The 19,722-nt window shown below is 64.1% G+C and carries 16 protein-coding genes; 6 read left to right on the forward strand and 10 right to left on the reverse strand.

Annotation, left to right across the window (positions count from 1 at the left end; translation table 11 throughout):
• The first annotated feature begins 54 nt into the window (after window positions 1–54).
• Window positions 55–1,002, forward strand: a complete 948-nt coding sequence (locus AB7008_RS19100; RefSeq protein ID WP_028155726.1) for an ABC transporter substrate-binding protein — start codon at window positions 55–57, stop codon at window positions 1,000–1,002.
• A 79-nt stretch (window positions 1,003–1,081) separates the two neighbouring features.
• On the opposite strand, the gene AB7008_RS19105 is transcribed toward AB7008_RS19100, so the two are convergent.
• The 3 genes from AB7008_RS19105 to AB7008_RS19115 all read right to left on the reverse strand — a co-directional run bounded on the left by AB7008_RS19105 (window position 1,082) and on the right by AB7008_RS19115 (window position 5,391).
• Window positions 1,082–2,611: a glucosamine inositolphosphorylceramide transferase family protein gene (locus AB7008_RS19105; protein WP_441259294.1), complete on the reverse strand. Its 1,530-nt coding sequence runs from the start codon at window positions 2,609–2,611 to the stop codon at window positions 1,082–1,084.
• Window positions 2,612–2,640: 29 nt separating this feature from the next.
• On the reverse strand, window positions 2,641–3,816 hold the full coding sequence (locus AB7008_RS19110) for a glycosyltransferase family 4 protein (RefSeq protein WP_441259295.1): 1,176 nt from the start codon (window positions 3,814–3,816) through the stop codon (window positions 2,641–2,643).
• A 228-nt stretch (window positions 3,817–4,044) separates the two neighbouring features.
• Window positions 4,045–5,391, reverse strand: a complete 1,347-nt coding sequence (locus AB7008_RS19115; protein ID WP_441259296.1) for a lipopolysaccharide biosynthesis protein — start codon at window positions 5,389–5,391, stop codon at window positions 4,045–4,047.
• 472 nt (window positions 5,392–5,863) lie between these two features.
• On the opposite strand from AB7008_RS19115, the gene AB7008_RS19120 reads away from it, so the two are divergent.
• Window positions 5,864–7,087 carry an FAD-dependent oxidoreductase gene (locus AB7008_RS19120; RefSeq protein WP_441259297.1) on the forward strand — a complete coding sequence of 408 codons (1,224 nt, stop codon included), beginning with the start codon at window positions 5,864–5,866 and terminating at the stop codon, window positions 7,085–7,087.
• 28 nt (window positions 7,088–7,115) lie between these two features.
• On the opposite strand, the gene AB7008_RS19125 is transcribed toward AB7008_RS19120, so the two are convergent.
• Window positions 7,116–8,252 (reverse strand): GNAT family N-acetyltransferase, encoded by a 1,137-nt coding sequence (locus AB7008_RS19125; protein WP_304493621.1) that lies wholly within the window; start codon window positions 8,250–8,252, stop codon window positions 7,116–7,118.
• 230 nt (window positions 8,253–8,482) lie between these two features.
• On the opposite strand from AB7008_RS19125, the gene AB7008_RS19130 reads away from it, so the two are divergent.
• On the forward strand, window positions 8,483–9,769 hold the full coding sequence (locus AB7008_RS19130; protein ID WP_304493622.1) for an O-antigen ligase family protein: 1,287 nt from the start codon (window positions 8,483–8,485) through the stop codon (window positions 9,767–9,769).
• Between the two features lie 21 nt (window positions 9,770–9,790).
• Window positions 9,791–10,816, forward strand: a complete 1,026-nt coding sequence (locus tag AB7008_RS19135) for a glycoside hydrolase family 5 protein (RefSeq protein ID WP_304493623.1) — start codon at window positions 9,791–9,793, stop codon at window positions 10,814–10,816.
• 53 nt (window positions 10,817–10,869) lie between these two features.
• Here AB7008_RS19135 and AB7008_RS19140 read toward each other — a convergent pair whose 3' ends face one another.
• From AB7008_RS19140 to AB7008_RS19160, 5 genes are read right to left on the reverse strand one after another with little or no spacing between them, the layout of a single operon-like run.
• Window positions 10,870–12,234 carry a four-carbon acid sugar kinase family protein gene (locus AB7008_RS19140; protein ID WP_304493624.1) on the reverse strand — a complete coding sequence of 455 codons (1,365 nt, stop codon included), beginning with the start codon at window positions 12,232–12,234 and terminating at the stop codon, window positions 10,870–10,872.
• On the reverse strand, window positions 12,231–13,439 hold the full coding sequence (locus AB7008_RS19145) for a ribulose-bisphosphate carboxylase large subunit family protein (RefSeq protein ID WP_304493625.1): 1,209 nt from the start codon (window positions 13,437–13,439) through the stop codon (window positions 12,231–12,233). Before AB7008_RS19145 ends, AB7008_RS19140 begins: the two co-directional genes overlap by 4 nt.
• 15 nt (window positions 13,440–13,454) lie before the next feature.
• Complete coding sequence (locus AB7008_RS19150; protein ID WP_014496479.1) at window positions 13,455–13,994, reverse strand: VOC family protein; 540 nt, start codon at window positions 13,992–13,994, stop codon at window positions 13,455–13,457.
• 19 nt (window positions 13,995–14,013) lie between these two features.
• Window positions 14,014–15,924, reverse strand: a complete 1,911-nt coding sequence (locus AB7008_RS19155; protein WP_439711420.1) for a TRAP transporter large permease — start codon at window positions 15,922–15,924, stop codon at window positions 14,014–14,016.
• A gap of 5 nt (window positions 15,925–15,929) precedes the next feature.
• Complete coding sequence (locus tag AB7008_RS19160; RefSeq protein ID WP_028155737.1) at window positions 15,930–16,946, reverse strand: TRAP transporter substrate-binding protein; 1,017 nt, start codon at window positions 16,944–16,946, stop codon at window positions 15,930–15,932.
• Window positions 16,947–17,082: 136 nt separating this feature from the next.
• Here AB7008_RS19160 and AB7008_RS19165 point away from each other — a divergent pair, with 136 nt between their 5' ends.
• Complete coding sequence (locus AB7008_RS19165) at window positions 17,083–18,138, forward strand: LacI family DNA-binding transcriptional regulator (protein WP_304493626.1); 1,056 nt, start codon at window positions 17,083–17,085, stop codon at window positions 18,136–18,138.
• Between the two features lie 301 nt (window positions 18,139–18,439).
• Here the strand turns inward: AB7008_RS19165 and AB7008_RS19170 are convergent, their stop codons facing one another.
• On the reverse strand, window positions 18,440–19,171 hold the full coding sequence (locus AB7008_RS19170; protein WP_028155739.1) for a DUF3750 domain-containing protein: 732 nt from the start codon (window positions 19,169–19,171) through the stop codon (window positions 18,440–18,442).
• A gap of 121 nt (window positions 19,172–19,292) precedes the next feature.
• On the opposite strand from AB7008_RS19170, the gene AB7008_RS19175 reads away from it, so the two are divergent.
• Window positions 19,293–19,553, forward strand: a complete 261-nt coding sequence (locus tag AB7008_RS19175; protein WP_248882345.1) for a hypothetical protein — start codon at window positions 19,293–19,295, stop codon at window positions 19,551–19,553.
• The last annotated feature ends 169 nt before the right edge of the window (window positions 19,554–19,722 follow it).

Below are 19,722 nucleotides of genomic sequence, written 5' to 3' on the forward strand. Positions count from 1 at the left end.
CTGCGGCAACTGGTCTGCCGTGCCGGATAAGAATACAGACCAGGGAGGAAGCCAATGTTGAAGACGATCACGCTCGCCGGCGCCGCGATGGCGCTTGCCCTAAGCACCGCGCCATCCTTCGCCAAGGAACTCAAGTCGATTGGCGTCTCGCTGGGTTCGATGGGCAATCCGTTCTTCGTCGCGCTGTCGAAGGGCGCCGAGTTCGAGGCCAGGAAGACCAACCCCAATGTGAAGATCACGACGGTCGGCTTCGAATACGACCTCGGCAAGCAGGTCACCCAGATCGACAATTTCATTGCCGCCGGCGTCGACCTGATCCTGTTGAACCCCGGCGATCCCAAGGCGATCGGGCCGGCGATCAAGAAGGCGCAGGCGGCGGGCATCGTGGTCGTCGCTGTCGACACCGCGGCCGAAGGCGCCGACGCCACCATAACCACGAACAACGTGCAGGCCGGCGAGATCTCGTGCCAGTACATCGTCGACAAGCTAGGGGGCAAGGGCGACGTCATCATCGAGAACGGGCCGCAGGTCTCGGCCGTGATCGACCGCGTCGTCGGCTGCAAGAACGTTCTCTCGAAGAATCCCGGGATCAAGGTGTTGTCCAGCGACCAGGACGGCAAAGGCTCGCGTGAAGGCGGTCTCACCGTCGCGCAGGGCTATCTGACGCGCTTCTCCAAGATCGACGCCATCTTCGCCATCAACGATCCGCAGGCGATCGGCACCGATCTCGCGGCGCGCCAGCAAAGCCGCAGCGGCATTGTCATCACCGCGGTCGATGGCGCGCCCGACATCGAGGCCGCGCTGAAGGACCCGGCGGCACCGCAGATCCAGGCGTCCGCTTCGCAGGACCCGTTCTTCATGGCACGGCGCGCGGTGCAGGTGGGCGTTGGCATTCTCAATGGCCAGAAGCCGGCCTCGACCGTCGAGCTCCTGCCCTCGAAGCTCGTGACACGCGACAACGTCGCCGAGTACAAGGGCTGGACCTCGGATCGTTCTCAGTAGAACGCCGCCCCCCGCGGGAGCGGTCGAAGCACGAGATGACGGGCGGCGTTGTGATCCACGCCGTCCGTCGCGCCACGCGCTAGCAGGCGGTGTGGGGACTGGTTCGCGGCGACAAGACGACCGATGGAAATTTGCTTGCGAAAGCGCGGGTCTTGGGTTGAACACGCGATCCGTCGATCACCTCGAGCCGACCGCAGCGGTTCAGCGTGTGCAGCTTTCTGCCGGGCCATGCCGGTCCGGGTCTGAGGGAATGGCGTACGACCTGCCTGAACGTCGTCGGAGACAGTTCTACCACTTCCGCGAGGCCGAGCGCGGCGCCATATCCGTCGGCGCAATCCTGCACCGGCCGCCACAATTTGCCATCGATGGTGACGAAATTCCCCGCGGGTCGCGTACTTGCGCGATCGATCAGGACCGGGTTGCTGGCGTGGGGCAACCAGGGGCCGAGCAGGTGCTCAGCATAGTAGATCGCCAGCGAATCCGAATAGCCGCCGGCGCCGTCGCGCCAGGCCCCGAACAGATAGTTGAGCCCGTTGTGCTGCGTGATCGTGGCATCGGCGAGTTCAAGGCCTGACAGCAGCGTCGCATGCCGCTCCCATTTGTCGGGAAACCGGACGCATTTGTAGAGAGCGACCTCGCCGTTGAGCGAGCTCTCCGGGATCATCCACAGCTCGCCGTCGTCCTCGATCAGGAACGGATAGGAGAGGTGCCAGGCCTCCTCGAGCACAGGCACGACCTCTCCGACCGGTCCGGTATCGCCGAACTCGATCGCCGAGATGATGCCTTTTCCGACCCGGTGATCGAGGTCCTCGAAGAACACGAATGTTCGTCCCTTCCATGTGATCGGGAAGGGATCGGCGTAGAAGTGATTTCCGGGATCGCCCAGAACGTTCCATTTGGGCCCGGAGAGATCCCCATGGTGCCAGACGCCGGCGCCGTCATTGAAACGCCATCCGACATGCCAATGCGGGGCATAGCAGCAGAGGCGGTAGATCTCCTTGGCGATCGATACAGCGAGGCCGCGCACGACATAGTCCGCCGGCCGCCGGCCGTTACCGGCTCGGGCCGTGCGTGCCAGCTGCGGCACGATACGCGGCCGTCCCGAGAGGATGGCCGCCACCATGGTCAGGGTTCGCGCCATGACCGTTTCGAGCCCACCGCTTAAACCGGCTGCGATCTCTGCGGAGGGATGGCCGCGATCGAGCACCGCACCGTCGACCTCGTTGACGATCTCGATGACCGGCAGGTCGCCGGCGAGAATGGCGGCGAGCGCAGCGTTCTCGCCTGCGGTGCCATTGAACAACGGGCGGAGGTAGAGCCGGGCAGGGCTGTTCGGATCGCGCGGAGCACCAGTGAAATCGACGATCACGTCGGCGGTCCCGGTGTGCGTCGATTCCGGATTGATCGTCAGTCGGTCGGCGCCGCCGTGCCTGCCTTTGTGCAGCACCAGGCGCTCCAGTCCGAACAGCGCGTCGAGACCTGCAGGCCGCGATTCCGCCGTCGCCGTCCACGCGATTTGAACCGGAACGTCCCGGCCGTCGATCGACAGCGTCTGGCGGTGCATCCACCGCCGCGCATGGTCACGTTCGCAGCGAAACTCGATGATCATGTCGAGCCAACCTATTCCAGCGCATCGGCTCAGATGAGCTGGTTGAGGATTTGAACGTATTCCTCAACCATCGCATCGACCGAATAGCGCAACCTCAGGCCTTTGGCGTTTTGTTGCAGTTCGTCGCTCAGTGCTTGGTCGGTCAGGAGTCTGGAGACGGCAGCCGACAGCTTCGCTTGATCTGAAGCATCGACAAAGAGGGCCGTGGGCTTTCCTTCGAAGGACAGCACCTCGCGCAGCACGGGGAGATCCGTGACGACCGAGGGAACGCCGGCGTTGGCGGCCTCGACGGCGGCGAGGCCGAAGGTCTCGGCCTGCGTCGGAAACACGAATATGTCGAGACAGGCGAGAAAATCCGCGATCTGACGTGGCGCGATTTCGCCGAGCAGATGCAATCGGTTCGAGACGTTCAGCTCGTCCGCGAGCTGCCGCAGTCGCGCTTCGTCGGCGCCCTGGCCGGCGAGTGCAAGGTGCCACGACGGCTCGTCCGGCAGGAGGCGTATCGCCGCATCGAGCCGCTTGTGCGGATGCAGCCTCGCCGCGCAGCCGAGCAGGACGCGGTCCGGCGGCAGGTTGAATTTCTGTCGGGCGGCGCTCTTCGGCAGGATGAGGGCCTTGTCCTCGAAGCCGTGCGGGACATGCACCATGCGCGACCGGTAGGCCTGCGGGTAGCGCGAATACTCGCGCTCCATGTCCTTCGAGTTCAGCGTGATGCGGTCGAAGAAGCCAGCGCTGCCCATGACGATGTCGGCCGTACGGATCGGCCAGCTCATCGACAGCGCGGATGAAACCTGATTGGCGACGACAGGGGCGCGGCTGACGAGGCGCGTTAGGCCCGCGCCGATGACGTTGCCGAAATGCTGGAAGGTCAGGACGGCGTCGGGCCGCGTGGCTCTGATATGACCGCCAAGCGTCCACAGCATCCGCAGCAGCGCAACCGGATTGCCCGGCCGGCTCGATGCGCAATAGAACGTCTCGGGCGGCTCGTCGAACGAATCCGATTTGCGGAAGAAAAACAGGTTGGAGACGCGATGGCCGCGCGCGGAGAGCCCGGCGCCGAGAAGCCTGGAGATCTCCTGCGCGCCCGCGTTCTCGGCCTGGGTCTGTACGAGAAGGACGTGCAGCTTTCGTTCGCTGCCGTTCAGCCGCGCGAGTTCTGTCGCGGTCGTTTCGCCCAATTCCTTGTTCGGCTGGTAGTGGAGCACGGATCCCGACCGCTAAAGAAACGAAATCTTCACCTTCTTAACCCCGTACCTATCATGCAGGCATCGGGCAGACACCGACTAGCAACAAACGGAGTTAATGCGCGAGCCGCCGATTGCCGCGTTCTCGCGGGAATTCTGCCGATTCCCGGATGGTGCGCAGCGAGCGCGTTAACCAACGGGACCTGCGCGCGCCGTCGCGGATCGACCAGGCCGATGTACGGTTGAGGCCTATTCCGCGGAGTCGGCGCCGCGAACCGCATAGCGGCCGCGTCGCAACGCCGAGAAGCGCAACAGCACGAGAACCGAAGGATCGACTCCGGTTCGCCGGCGGCACAAGATATTGAGCGCGATGGTCGTGAGCGCCAGCGACACGGTGGCCGCAATTGCCGCGCCAAGCACGCCGAGCCAGGGGATCAGGACGAGGAATCCGACCAGTCTCAATGCGACATTTGCGGCGACGACGGGGACGTAGATGCGTTCATGGCCGGTCAATTGCAGGATCGCCGCCGACGGGCCGCCCGCGGCCTGGATGGCTGTTCCGATCGCGAGCACGATCAGCACCGAGTGCTGCTGGGTGAAATGAGGCCCGAACAGGTTGAGGAGATAGGGGCCGCCGATCCAGATCATGGCGAGGCCCGCGACCACGCAAAGCGCGGTCACTTCCGCCATGAGCTGCAGCGTCCGCTCGAATTCCCGGTGATTTTTGCTGAAGTAGAGCGAAGGAAGCCGGCGCGCGCCGAACGAGTACAGCGCGGCGGAGAGCATGGCAAAGATGTTGGCGAGGCGTGATGCCGCGAAGTAGATGCCGGCGGTCGCCGGATCCAGCATCCAGTAGACCAGAATGACGTCGAAATACTGGTTCGCGACTTCAAGGATGGACGCAAGCCAGAAATGCAGCGCGCTCGATCGCCAGCGCGATGCTTCGGAACTCGCTGCTGTCGCGCGCAAATCTGGCAGCGCCCGTACGATCGCAATGATCTGCGCGACGAGGCCCACCGACATCGCGATCGTCATTGCGGCGATCAGCTCGGCGGGATCGAGCTGCCGATGCCCGAACAGCATGGCGAGCAGAAACAGCACGACGAAAACCCGCCAGAAGAACTCGCGGTTGCCTTCGCCCATGATGATGCTGACCAGCGAGCGCGCGATCTGGCTGCCGAGCATCAATCCGGCACTCACGGCGGTGTAGGCCGAGACGGCGAGGATCAGCAGCCACAAATCCCCTCTGAAATGCGCAACCAGCGCAACCGCGGCGATCGCGATCAGCATCGCGACGGCGGAAATCCTGAAGCTGGAGAGCAGGAGCCCCTTGGTGAGGTCGGGCCTGTCGCCGACCTCATACTCGTTCAGGAATCGCACCAGCAATGCTTCCTGACCGACCAGTCCTACGACTGCGGCGATCTGGGCAACCGAAAGCCAGGTCGCAAAAATACCGAATCCATCGGGCGTCATCGTTCGCGCTGCCAGCGAGAACAACGCAAACGCGAGCGCGCCGCTGCCAACCTTCAGGAGGATGGTCCCGACGACACCGCGCGTGACGTCACGCCGCAGAAATTGAACAATGGAATCGATCATCGAAGATGCGGAGTGTTCCCCGAAGATGGGCGTTGCAAGGACGGCGGGAGCCTAGCATGTCGGAAAAATGCGAGTGTTAATGCGCCGTCTTCAGGTCCCGTCGGCCATGGTCGACGAAGGTCGTGCGCCGCTGCTTCGCCGCGGAACAGCCGCGTCTCTGCTGTGCCAGATTGAGCGGGCACCGGCTCGCTCGAAAAGCGGCGCGATGTCGTGCCGGTGCAAGATGCGGGGCGAAGCCGGCCGGCCTGCGGCTGTTCGAGCATTGGAATGGCCTCTCTGGAACGAATTCGGCGCCTTGGTCTGACGAGACCGCGGTATTTCGAGGTCGTTCCGAGCAAGGCGCGTGCCGGGACGGATGTGTCCGGCGACCCGTTAACCTCAATCGCCGGAAATGATCGCGTTTGGCCCTGCGATACGACATCAGGCGAGAGAATTGCACATGGAACCACCGTTAACCGTGGAGCCCTAAACCATGACGACGGACAGACCTGTGACCGAGCCTAGCGCTGCAGCTGCGACTGTGGCCATCGTCGCAGACATTGCGATCGTCGGCGGCGGCCTTGCGGGATCGCTCGCCGCGTCCGTGCTCGCGCGGGCGGGGCATCGCGTCGCACTCGTCGACAAGCGCGCGGTGCATCCGGACGAATTCCGGGTCGAGAAGCTCGGTGGCCAGCAGCTCGAGATGTTCCGCAAGCTGGGCTTCCTCCATGCGCTCGAGAACGTCGCCTGCCGGTATGACCGGGTGCTCAATATCCGGGAAGGCAAGATCGTCGATGTCAGCATCGGCCAGGCTTACGGGTTTTCCTATGCCGGCCTCGTCGCCATGGCGCGCCGCCAGCTGCCTGATCCGTCCAATCTGATCGTCGACGAGGTCACCGCAATCAACCCCAGCGACGATGTCCAGCATATCGAGCTCGCGTCGGGACGACGCCTGGACGCGCGGCTCGTCGTGCTTGCCACAGGCATGGCGGGAGCGCTCGGCTACAAGCTCGGCATCAAGCGGCGCGTGCTGGCCGAGCGCCATTCGGTGTCGTTCGGCTTCACCATCGCGCGCCGCGATGGCACGCCGTTCGATTTCGAGGCGCTGACCTGTTACGGCGAGCGCACCGCTGACGGCATCGACTATCTCAGCCTGTTCCCGGTGCCATCCGGAATGCGGGCTAATCTGTTCATGTTCCGCGACCCGACCGATCCGATCATGCGCGAGCTGCGCCGCGAACCGGAGGCGACCGTCCTGCGGCTGCTGCCGGGACTGCGGCCGTACCTCGGCGATTTCCACGTGACCGACAAGGTGCAGAACTGGGTGATGGATCTGACCGTGGTGGAGGGACACCTTCAGCCCGGAATCGTCCTCATTGGTGATGCGTTCCAGACCAATTGTCCCGCCGCCGGCACGGGCGTCGCCCGCCTGCTGGTGGACGTCGATCGCCTTTGCACGGAGTATGTGCCGCGCTGGCTCGCAAGCGCCGGCATGGGCACGGAGAAGATCTCGCAATTCTACTCCGATCCCGACAAGCTCGCGGCAGACCAGCGGTCGCTGAAAATGGCGCGCTTCCGTCAGGCCCTGACGTCCCGCAACGATATCGAATGGGATATGCGGCGGCGGTTGCACTTCCTGCGGCGCAGTCTCACGCATCGTGTCGATCAGATGCGCCCGGGCTGGCTCGGACGCGTCCGCGGTGCGCTCCGCGCCTGAGCTCTGCGCCTGCTCGCTTGCGCGTCGGTCAGCGCGTGGGCGTCGGCGTGCGCGCTGGCGATAGCCTGAAATCGGACAGCCGCTTGGCCGCCAGCTTGAGCCAGGGAGCCTGCTTCAGCGCGAACAGGCTGATGGCGCCCGCGGTGCTGCCGGCCTGCGTGACCATCCACATCGGCGAAGGCTGGCCGCCGAACAATTTCTTGTACGGCTCGTCGCCGATCGTGAAGTCGAGCATCTGATCACCGCGCTCGATGCAATCCCTCGCCACTTGCTCGAACATCAGAGAGCCCAGGGATTGGCTCTTGTACCCGTCGATATCGAAGGCGCTCATGATGACGAGGAAGCTGCCGCGATGGCACAGTCCGAGCACGGCGGCGATCACGCCGCCGTCCATCTTCATGGCGTAGAGCCGGACGAACGAGCCGAGACCACGGGCCGCCACGTCGGAATAGAAGCTGTAATATTCGGGGCGCTGGAGCAGATCGCCGTCGCCCTGGGCCTGAAAGCGCGGGCCGCGATATTGCTTCATCGCGTCCATCGCTTCGGAGATCGAGGCGCTGTCGCCGCAGCACGAGAAGCTCAATGCTCCCTTCTTCTGGAGCTGACGATATTTCTTGGCGAGCTCCTTCTGATAGGAGCGATCCAGCGCGCTGGCACGCCATTGCTCGAACGGGGCGACGAGAACGGTCGCGTAGGCGTTCGTCTCCATCGAGACCCGGCGTGGCGCGCCGAGGAGGTTTTCGATCGGAAGCCGTCCGTCAGGCAGCTTGGTCATGCGGAGCAGGTCGAACGGGCGGACGAGGCGCCGGATCTCCGCGCAGGCCGCTTCGTCCTCCAGCAGGCTGGAAAACACCTCGGGACTGCAGACCGGCGCCAGATAGTCGGATACGCGCAGATCGGCGAATTCGATGGTGCGGATCGGGCCGCGGCGGATTCGGAGCAGGGGCAGCACCATCGCCAGCGCCCCCGTTGTACGGCGGCGGACCACGACGACCAGCGGCGTCGCGCCTGCATGGGATGCGAGCCTGGCGTAGAGGCTGTCCAGCCAGAGCGGTTGCTGAAACGCGGTCGCTGCAGAGCTGTCGAACAGCGCCGCGTATTCCGGAGACAGGAAGTCGAACGCCTGCTCGATGGCGATGTCGAATGTATTGCTCGGCTTATTCATGCGTGACCACGGAAACCAGACGACCCGGAGAAGTCGATCGAGCCGGATCCCGCGCTTGTATAGCAGGGTCGTGACGGCCGAGGCACCAGCGGGGTGCGATTTGCATTAACGCGTCGAGCAGGGGCCGTATCGTTATCAATCCCCGAAGTGTCGAGATTTCGTGGTGCCGGGGCTCGGGAGATCAACCCGCAGTAGCAGATAATTAACCAAGCTTAAGGGAAAGTCACCTCATGGCCATCCTGCAGACCGAAAGAGACTCCGAGGCACTCACGAGCGCGATCTGGAAGACGCGCAGTGCCGGCGTCGAGAAGATCGCCAGGCTCGTCATCTGCGTATCGATCACCGTCAATGTCGTCGCGTCGATGGGGACATTCAATACGGCGATACTGCCGGCAGGACTGACCTATCTGCAACAGGCGGTCGCTCTGCTGATGTGGAGCGTCCTGATCTACGCAAGCGCGTTCGTGCGCCCGCGCCTGCAGCTGGCGTTCAACCCCGATCTGATCGCGCTCCTCGCATTCTACACGTTGGCGGTCGCCTCGGTGTTGTGGACCACCCTGAATGCCGCAGCCATCATGAAGAGCGCCGCTCTTGCAATGACCACGTTTGGCGCGTTCTGCATGATCACGCGGATCGATATCGACGATGTCGTGAAGGCGACGTCCTCCGGGCTCTTCATATTGGTCGCTGCATCGGCGCTTTGCGCACTCGTCGTGCCCGATATCGGGGTAGATCATAGCTGGATGCACAATGGTCAGTGGCAGGGCGTCTATGAATCGAAGCAGACGCTGGGCTTTGTCGGCGCGTATCTGATGTTCTTCTCCTGCTACCGGAAGATGACGGGGCAGGGGTGGCTGGCGTTCCTCGTCGCGTTCCTGCTGGCGTCGACCTGCGTCCTCGCGTCGGAATCGCGCGGCGCCGGTGCTGTCGCCCTGGCGGCTTGTGCACTGCTCGTGACGTCGATGTGGTCGGTCGGCTGCATGAGGCTCTATGCGATCCTGCCGTTCGTCATGTGCATTCTGGCCGGCCTCCTGATCGTTTATTTCTACGCGACGGGATACGACGCCATCCACATCGGCGATGCGACCGTCAATTTTACCGAACGGACCTTCATCTGGCACTACGCGATCACTCATTTCGACGATGCGCCGCTGCTCGGCTTCGGAATCAACGGCTTCTGGACGATCCCGTCGATCTACGATTATTTCGAGCAGAACCACGGTTGGGTGCTCGACAACTATCATAGCGGCTATATCGCAATCCTGATGGAAACGGGGTTCCTGGGCTACGTGCTTTTCGCCGCGAGTGTTCTTCTGTTCTCGAACAAGGTTCTCTATTTGATTTCCGCGCGATCGATCCACCGGGCGCACTGTGCTCTCATCATCGGATTTGTCGCCCTCAGCTTTCAGACCAATTTCACCGAGACGACGTTCCTTCGCTCGACCATGTTCACGTCGGTGCTCCTGGTGGCGTTCCTCCTTGCAACGTGCAGGCCGGTGCCGGAGACCGATTTCTAACCCTTACGGAATGGAAGCAAGATGACCGCCCCCCGCGCTCGCTGGTCGAGAAGCTTCAATCTCGCCGCTGCGGCCTTCGTCGTCGTATCGCTTTGCTCCGACGCCCATGCCGCCGGGCAGCTCGTGCCGCGTGATGCGGCAAGGTTGGGACGCGGGATCAACATTCTCGGTTATGACGGAATCTGGGAGGGCGGTCAGAACGCGCCGTTCCGTCTGGACAATCTGACGGCGATCAAAAAGGCCGGATTCTCGCACGTCAGGATCAATTTCTTCGGCTTCAAGTTCATGGATCGCGGGAACATGCTGGATGAGGTCGTGCTGAGAAGGCTCGATGCCGTCATCGAGGAAATCCTCGCCAGGAACCTCGTTCCCATCCTCGACGAGCACGACACGCATGTCTGTCAGCGTGATGTCTCCGAATGCGGCGAGAAGCTCAGGGCATTCTGGCGGCAGATCGCCGAGCGCTACGCCGGAAGATATCCCAGGCTCGTCTTCGAGGTCTTGAACGAGCCGGGGGGACAGATGACGTCCGCCAGCTGGAATTCGCTCCTCAACGAATGTATCGGCATCATCCGCCGGACCAACGTCGAGCGGCAGGTCATTGCTGCCGTTCTCAACACGGACGAGATTCCCATCGACGATCTGGCTCTCCCAGCCGACGACAGGAATCTCATCGTCACCTTTCATTATTACGCGCCGATACGCTTCACGCATCAGGGTGCGCCATGGTCCGAGACGTTCGCGCGCATCGGGCCGCTGGATTGGGGCAGTCTGGACGACGAAGCCAGGGCGGCCGCTGATTTCGAGAAGGTCAGCCGGTGGTCGGAGAGAGAGAAGCGCCCGGTTTATCTCGGCGAGTTCGGGGTATACGAACGGGCGCCATCCGAGAGTCGCCAGAGATACCTGTCGTTCGTGGCGCGAAGCGCCGACAGACGCGGCTGGGCCTGGGCCTATTGGCAGTTCGACCATGATTTCGCGGCCTTTGACAGCGCCCGTCAGGTCTGGAAGCCCGACATCCTGCGCGCCCTGATCCCGCCGGCCCGTTGAGGCCGCGGTTCACGGCCAATATCGGCCTGATCGCGCTCGCCTTGCGGTGACGGCTAACCGCCGTCTCTGGCCCGGCAGAACAGATCGATCCCGCCGACCTGTCCGCCCTTGAGCGCGATCTCGATGTTCGCATGCGCGCGATCCGACGACGCGCGGTTGAGTGGCGCGCCTTCCGCGAGAGGGGCGATCGCGGTCAGCGCATAGATGCCCATCGCCTGCAGCGCATGTCCGGACGTGTCGCCGCCGGCGACCACGACGCGAGGAAGCCGCACCGTTTCCAGAATGGAGTCCAGCGCCTGGCCGAGCCCCGCGCCGATGCGCTCGTTCACGGCGCTCGCCGTTGCGCCGCTCGCCTTGATCGCCGCGTTGAGCGCGCCGATGGCGGGATCGTCGGGGCCGCTTGCGGTGATCAGGAGCGCATCACGCCCCGACGAGAGTGCGGTGAGCGCGCGTTCGGCGGCGCGGCCGATCTCCCTGGTCCATTCGGCCGCGTCGACGGCGCGCGTCGCGTCAAGCCGCTCGACGTCGAAGCCGTTGTCCGCGGCATGCGCGATCTGCGTGGCGGTGACGGGCGAGCAGGAGCCGGAGACGCAGGCGATGTGCTCGACGCCGGCAAGGCGCAGATCGGGCTTGCTGTCGGGAATCAGGCCGGTCGACCGCCAATAGGCGACCAGGGCCTGCTCGACACCTTGCGAGCCGGCGACGAAGAGCCGCTCGCCGCGATGTTCCCAGATCAGGCGGCCGGCTTCGATCAGCGATGCCTGGTCGAGCACGTCGAGCGAGATGATTTCGGTACCGGCGGCCTTCGCGCGCGCGAGCGCTTGATCCGCGCCGCCATTGGCCATGGTGACGAAGTCGATCAGTCCGATCGATCGCGCCGTCTGTTTTGCAAGATGCCGGCCGAGATCGGACTCGTCCATCGGCGTCACCGGATGACGCGACATGGTCGGGTGCCGGTCGAGACGATGGCCGACGCCGTTCACGGCCGCGAACAGATGGCCGAACATCTGATAGCGCCCCATCGCCGGTGATCCCACGAGGAGCGGATGCCAGGCGCCGCCGAGAAGCGGCACCGCGAGGTCGATCGCACGCCCGATCGAGCCGATCTGCGGCGAGGAGTCGAACGTCGAGCACACCTTGTAGTGTGCGATCGGCGCGCCGATCCCTGCGAGCACCGCGAAAGCCGGCGGAAGATTTTGCTCCATCCAGGCCGGATCCTTCGCGCGCGCCGTGCCGGCAATGCCGATGCCGCGGAACTGCCTGGCGGACGCGAGACGTTCGCGCGTCGGAGTCTCCAGGAACAGGATTGTTGGCAGGCCCGCGAAGGTGAGGGCCTCCATCGCCGCGGACGAGCCGGTGTAATCGTCGCCATAGAAGGCAACGAGTGGACCGTCGGGCAGGGCGGACGCGCCGCTCACGGCTGCGGACTCGCCATCGCGGCGTCCCATGCTGCGCGCAAATCGGCAACGCCGGCGGCCGGTCCGTCGGGATGGGCGAGAATGCCGCCGCCTGCTGCGAAGATCAGATCCGTCGAGCCGAGTGCGCGCCAGGTCGGCGCGGCCTGAGCCGGCGTCTGGCCGGAGGAGAACACGGGCATCGTGATGCACGGCTTGTGCGCGAACATCGGCGTCAGCGCCGCCTTTGCGGATGTGACCACGCTGTCATCGGTCTCGCTGAACTTGTTGCCGATGCCGTTGACGTGCATGTGGTCGGCGCCGGCCAGCCGCCAGATCTTGTGCCAAGCCGTGTAATCCCAGCCGAGCGCGGGATGACGGTTCAACGCGCCCCAGCCATTGCGATGCGCATGAACGGGAAGCTGCGTGTGGCGGCCGAGCTCGACCATGCCTGTGAGCCCGACCGAGTTGATGCTCGCCATCACGCAGGTGCCGCCTTCGGCCACCACCAGATCGTGCCGGCGGCGCATCTGGTCGATCTCGCCGGTGAGGTTGAAGGCGATCATGACCTTCTTGCCGGTTCGATCAGCGTGATCGTTGACGACGCGCATCACGGCGCGCACGCGCGCGTCGAACGGACAATAGGCGCCGTCCGATTGCAGCTCGTCGTCCTTGATGAAGTCGATGCCGGCCGCGCACAGCGTCGCGACGAGAGAGGCCGTTTCGGCCGGGCTCAGCCCGACACTCGGCTTGATGATGGTGCCGATCAGAGGACGGCCGCTGACGCCGGTGAGCTCGCGCGTGCCGGCGACGCCGAACTTCGGTCCGGGATAGGCGGCGGCAAACGCGAGCGGCAGGCGCAGGTCGAGCAGGCGCAGGCCGGTCAGCTGGCGCAACTCCCAGAGATTGCCGGCGATCGCCGTGACCAGATTGGGCAGTGACGCGCCGATATTGTCGAGCGGCCAAGACAACGTCACGCGCGCGCGATTCCAGGGGCCATCGGGGTTGATCGGGCGGGCGACCGGGAGCGACGGCGAGGCGATTGCATCAAGCAACTCGATGCTTTCGACTCGGGCGGCCGCACGCGCTTTCAGCTCCGGCGTTTCGCCGGGCACCGCAACGAACGTGCCGCTCGATTGCTCGCCCGCCATGGTTTCCGCGGCAAGACGCGGATCTTCAGGCGTTTCGATCAGATAGTCGGCTTCGATGCGAATGGGATTTTGCGTCACGGGAGCGCAGACAATCTAGAGCTTGGTAAGATCGGGGAACGGCCGCACGGGGTCGCGCCCGTCCCAGCCTTTGGCGGCAGCGCGGATGAGGTCGAACATCTTGCCTTTGGGTCCCGAGACCTCAGACAGTTCGATCACCGTTCCCGGATGATACTCCGTGTCGAAATAGACGAAACGACCGCGCGCGCCGACTTCGCCGCTCATGACCGGCTTGAAACCCTCGGCTTCGAGACGGGAGAGATCGGCGTCGTAGTCTTCGGTCCAGTAGGCGACGTGCTGCAGACCCTTATGTCCGGCTTTCAGGAAGTCGGCATACATCGACGGCGCATCGTTGCGGATCTGGATCAGCTCCATCTGCAGCGGACCGGAATTGGCCAGCGCCACCGAATTGTGCGGCTCATAGGCCTTGCCGCGATAGTGGTAGTTCACGATCGGCACCCGCGGATTATAGAACCACGGCCCGATGCCGAGCTCGCGGCTCCAGTAATCCATGGCCTTCTCGATGTCGTCGACGACGTAGCCGGCTTGCCGGATCTCACCAAAAAAACGGCTCATTGCATGATTCCCATTGTCTTCAGAATTTGAGGAAGCCGATCGACAGCCACGGCACGGCCGCGACGACGGCGAGGCCGATGAAGAGCGCCGCGACATAGCCCCAGATGTGCTTGAGGCCTTCGTCCGGCGATATCTTGCTGATCGCGCAGGCGCCGTAATAGCCGACGCCGAACGGCGGCGCGAACAGGCCGATGCCCATCGCGAGGATCACGACCATCGCATAATGCACTTCGTGCACGCCGGCCTGCTTCGCGATCGGAAACAGCAGGGGACCGAACAGCACGATGGCCGGAATGCCTTCGAGCACGCTGCCGAGCACGACGAAGGCCACAATCGAGATCGCGAGGAAGCCGTAGGAACCGCCCGGGATCGCCGCCATCGCCTTCGCCAGTTGTTGCGAGAAGCCGGATTGCGTCAGACCCCAGGCCATCGCCGTGGCGCAGCCGATGATGAAGATGATCGCGCCCGTCAGCGAGGCCGTCTCGACCAGCATGGATTTCAGCCGCCGCCAGGGAAACTGGCGGTAGACCACAAGGCCCATCAGCACGGCGTAGGCGATGCCGATGGTCGAGACCTCCGTGGCAGTGGCAACACCTTCGACCACGGCAGTGCGGATCACGAAGGGCAGCAGGATGGCCGGCAGAGCGACCATTGTGAGCTTTGCGATCTCGCGCCTCGAGGCACGCCGCACGTGGCTCAGATCCTCATGCCGGTAGCGCCGCCACACCACCACGCAGAGCGCGGAGCCCACGACCAGGGCCGGCAGCAGCCCGCCCGTGAACAGCGCTGCGATCGAGACACCGGTCACGGAGCCGATGGTGATCAGCACGATGCTCGGCGGAATGGTCTCGGTCTGCGCGCCGGTGGCCGACAGCAGCGCGACGAGATCGCCGGGCTTGGCGCCACGCCGCTGCATTTCCGGCAGCAGCACCGGCGCGATCGCGGCCATGTCGGCGATCTTCGAGCCGGAGATGCCGGAGACCAGATACATGGCCCCGATCAGCACGTAGGACAGTCCGCCCCTGACATGTCCGAGCAGGCTTGCCAGGAACTGGATCATGGCCCGCGCCATGCCGGTCATCTCGATCAGCGCGCCGAGGAAAATGAACAGCGGCACCGCGAGCAGGATCAGGTGCGACATGCCTTCATCGAGACGGCCGACCATCACCATCATCGGTACGCTGGTTGTCAGCGCCAGATAGCCGAAGGTCGCGAGCGCGAACGAGAAGGCGATCGGTACGCCGGCGAACACGTTGGCCGCGACCACGCCGACGAAGAAAATGATGAGGTTGTAGCGTCCGAGCGGGGCGAGCAGCGGTCCGGCAAGCCAGAATGCGGCGATCAGGACGGCGATGGTGATGAGGGCCGCGACGATCAACGCGGGGCGGTGATGCGTCGCGAGCCGGATCGCGGCGACGACGGCCATCAGGGTCATCCCGACTGGAATTGCGGCTGCGCGCCAGGCATTGCTGATCTCCAGCGCCGGGGTGACGATGACCTGTTCCTCGCTCGCATAATCGAAGGCGGGATGCAGGATCAGCGCCAGCAGGGCTAGCGGCGCCACCGCGGCGATCGTGTCGAGAAAGGCGCGCGCGCCCGGGCCGACATGGCTGACGAGCCCTGTCATGCGCATGTGCTCGCCCCGGCGCAGCGCGATCACCGCGCCCAGCATCGAGAGCCAGAGAAACAGGATCGAGGCCAGTTCGTCCGACCAGATCAGCGGGCTGTGGAAGACGTATCGCATGATGACGCCGGCGAGCATGATGCCGATCTCGACCAGCACGACGGCGGCCGCGGCGCTCTCGACCACCGCACCCAGCCAGCGGTCGACGGTGCCAAAGGCGCTCGCAAACTTGCGCGTGCCCGCAGCGGAAGCAGGGTGGCCGGCCGCCGCCAGATAGTCCGTCATCTGATGCTCTGCGATCGTCATCGCGCTCAGGCCAGCTTGCCGACGGCGCCTTCGAGCAGCGCCCAGACTTCGTCGCCGAAGCGGCCTTTCCATTCGCCGTAGAAGCCGCCGTCGCGCAGTTTGGCGCGGAATGAGTCCGGCGAAGGCTTGGTGAAGTTCATTCCCTTGCTCTGCAGATCGGCCTGCACGGTTGCATTGAACGTCTTGATGTCCTCGCGCTGCTTCAAGCCGGCATCGTTGATGGCGTTGCTGACGATGGTCCTGAGATCGGCGGGAAGGGCGTTGAAGGCGCGGGCGTTGGCGATGAACCAGAAGCCGTCCCAGATGTGATTGCTGATCGCGCAGTACTTCTGCACCTCGTAGAGCTTTGCCACCTGGATGATCGGCAGCGGATTTTCCTGCGCGTCGACGATGCGGGTCTGCAGCGACGAATAGACCTCGCTGAATTGCAGGCTGGTCGGCGAGGACGACAGCGCCTTGAACATGGAGATGCTGAGCGGAGACACGGGCACGCGGATCTTGAGGCCGTCCATGTCCTTGGCGCTCTCGATCGGCTTGGTGCCGCTGGTGATCTGGCGGAAGCCGTTGTCCCACATCTTCTCGAACGTATGGAGGCCGACCTTGGCCATGGCGGCGCGGATATGTGCGCCAAGCCCGCCGTCCATCGCTTTCCAGACCTGATCGTAATCGGCAAAGGCAAAGCCGACCGCGTTGATCGCGGCGACCGGCACCAGGGTCGCGACCACGAGCGCGGAGGGCGTGAAGAAGTTCAGCGCGCCGCTGCGCACCTGGGCGAGCATGTCGGTGTCGCCGCCGAGCTGGTTGTTCGGGAAGATCACGATCTCGACCCGGCCATTGCTCTCCTTGGCGACGCGGTCGGCGGCTTCCTGGGCGCGGATGTTGAGGGGGTGCGTCAGCGGCAGGTTGTTGCCGTATTTCAGCGAGAACTCGGCCGCCCGGGCCGGGCGCGAGAGGCCGCCGATCAGGCCCGCGGCGGGGAGGGCGGACAGGGCTTGCAGGGCGCGCCGACGGGTCAGGGACATGGGCTTCTCCTCCAACAGCGATTTGATGTTATTTGATGTTTCTGCGACAATGTTGATGCGAAAATTGCGACTTAGAGCTACCATGTCAAACGATAAAGATGATGGTTTTTGATGTCTTTGACGTTTGGACCTTGAGATGGACAAACCGCTCGCTCCTTCGCTGAGCCGCATCGTTGACGTGGCGCGCCGGGCCGGCGTCTCCACGGCGACGGTCGACCGCGTGCTGAATCGTCGGCCCGGTGTGCGGGCGATTACGCAGCAGCGGGTGCTCGCCGCCGCGTCCGAGCTCGACTACATGCCGGCCGAGAACCTCCTGGCGGCGATGCGGCCCAAGCCGATGCGGCTGCTGTTCCTGCTGCCGGACGGCACCAACCGCTTCCTGTCCACGCTCGGGCAGCTGATCGCGCATTCCGACGGCCGGCTCGCGCCCTTCAACGTCCATTGTCAGGTCGACACCATCAAGAGCTTCAATCCCGACCTGCTGGCACGCCAGCTCTGGCGGGCCCGCGACAAGGCCGACGGCATCGCTTTCATGGCGCTCGAGCATCCGGTCGTGCGGGAGGCCGTCGATAGGCTTGCGGAGCACGGCGTGCCGACGGTGACGCTGATCTCGGACATCCTGAACGCGCGCCGCGCGGCCTATATCGGACTGGACAATCGCTCGATCGGACGCACCGCCGGCTATCTGATCGCGCGCTTTCTGGGCGAGCGTCCGGCCAACGTCGCGATGATCGCGGGCAGCCGCAGCTACCGCGCGCACGAAGAACGCGAAATGGGCTTTCTGCACGTCTTCGAAGAACTATTTCCGGCCATCAAGGTGGTGGGTTTGCGCGAAGGCCACGATGACGCCGACCGCAACTATCGCCAGACGCGCATGCTGCTGGGCCAGCATCCGGATCTTGCCGGAATCTACAACATCGGCGGCGCCGCCGATGGTGTCGCTCGCGCCCTGAACGAAATGAACCGGGCGCGCGACGTGGTCTTCATTGGTCATGGTCTGACCTCGGATACGCGCAGCTTTCTGCTCGATGGGACGATGGATGCCGTCATCACTCAAAATCAGCTCAACACGATGATGAGCTGTGTCGGCATCTTTGACAATCTGCGCGCAGGCCGCAGCGCCATGCACGGCATCGAGGCGCCGCGCAGCGAGATCATCTTTCGCGAAAATATTCCGGCACTTGGGGGCTAGGATTCAAGGAGGCTTGCTGGACCCATGGTCGGCCTGGTCGAGCGCATCCATGGCCTGATTGCCACGATGCAATTTTGCCGGTGTTTTGCCCGACGAGTCAAATGGCTCTGAAGAAATCGGGCCCGTCGAGCAGCTCAACTGCGTTGCAGGAGAGATGCCTCTCGTTCTGCGCGCGCAAGGCAATTCACCCAAGCCTCATCTCGACTTAAGGCGCGCCACCGCGACCAACCGGCCAGGGGCGGTTCTACTGTGCATGGGGTTGTTTTTCAGTTTTTTGCTTGGCGAGGCGCCGGCGGGCGCTCTAGAGGCCGGCGGCGACGCCCAGGCGGCCGATGCCGGGGAGCTTGAGCGCCGGCCGCCGGATGTCGATGCCCAGCACCGCGCCGAAGAAATTGATCTCGAACCCTTCGACCCAGCCGATCGTCATGCCGAGGTAACCCGACAGCGAGGCGTAGGCGCCGGTGCCGGAAGGGGTGATGCCGGCCCAGCGTCCGCTGTACGGATAGTCCTTGCCGACCGCGGTGGGTGGAAGGACGGCACGAAGCTCGGGAACGGCGTCCAGCGCCGCCTGCACGAAGGTGTTGGAATTCGGTCCGGGCCATGCGCTGTAATCGCCGTAGGCGCGGAACTTGTAGGTCTCGACGACGTTGCGGATCTTCGGGATCAGCGCTTCGGCCCGTGCGCCGTCGACCGCCACGACGGTTTCGGGCATGGCGCCGAACCAGCGGCCGTCGGGTGCAAATCCGTTGCTGCGGATCGGGTCGCCCCACGCCGTGTAGTCGTATCGGCTGTAGGTGCTGGCACCTTTCTCCTTGACAACGATCCAGCTGTGGACGGCGAAAATGCTGCGCCACCGCACCGTGCGCGCGGCAAAGACCCGGATCAGCGCGTCCGGATTGGCGGATGCCGGCGGCAGCAAGCCGGCGCTCGAGCGATCCGCCGTCTGCCAATTGCCCCGGCCGTCGCCGAACAGATAGTAGCGTCCGGCCGACAGTCCTATCGGCACGAACACCAGCAGCAGGAAGAGAATCAAGAGTTTCCTCAAGGGCGGACGGTGGTCAGGCGGGACGACACGAATAATATAGTTCGCCCGGTGGGCCGCGCCAGCACGCTTCCGCTCTTGCATTTGGGAGGTGCGCCCCCATGTTCCCGCTATGATGAAGCTGTCACTCGTCGAAGATCAGGCCATCCAGGCGCGAATCGCATCCATCGCTGGCGCCGAGACGTTTGATCGTCTTTTTGCCGGTATCCGATTCGACGAAGTCGACGGCAATCTGCTGTTCGCTATCGCGCGGGACGAGGACTGCGCGTCCGAGATCGAAGACGAATTCTCGCATCACCTCGCCGTGGTCGCGACGCAAATCCTCGGGCAGAGCGTCGACGTGGTCGTGGTGCTGCCGAAGGTCCTGCAATAGGCCTTATTTTGGCGTGCAGGCCGGTCGACTGGGCTTGCGTCTCTGCTTTTCAACGCAATCGCGAAATTGTAATGACGTCATTGGGCGCCTAGGCCCGATGTGCGTTGTCGATCGAGCTCACGGGAGGGCTCGTCGGCGCACGCCTCCATTTGCGAAACAAAATTGGATA

Source organism: Bradyrhizobium sp. 521_C7_N1_3, from assembly GCF_052075975.1.
Taxonomy (GTDB): domain Bacteria; phylum Pseudomonadota; class Alphaproteobacteria; order Rhizobiales; family Xanthobacteraceae; genus Bradyrhizobium; species Bradyrhizobium japonicum.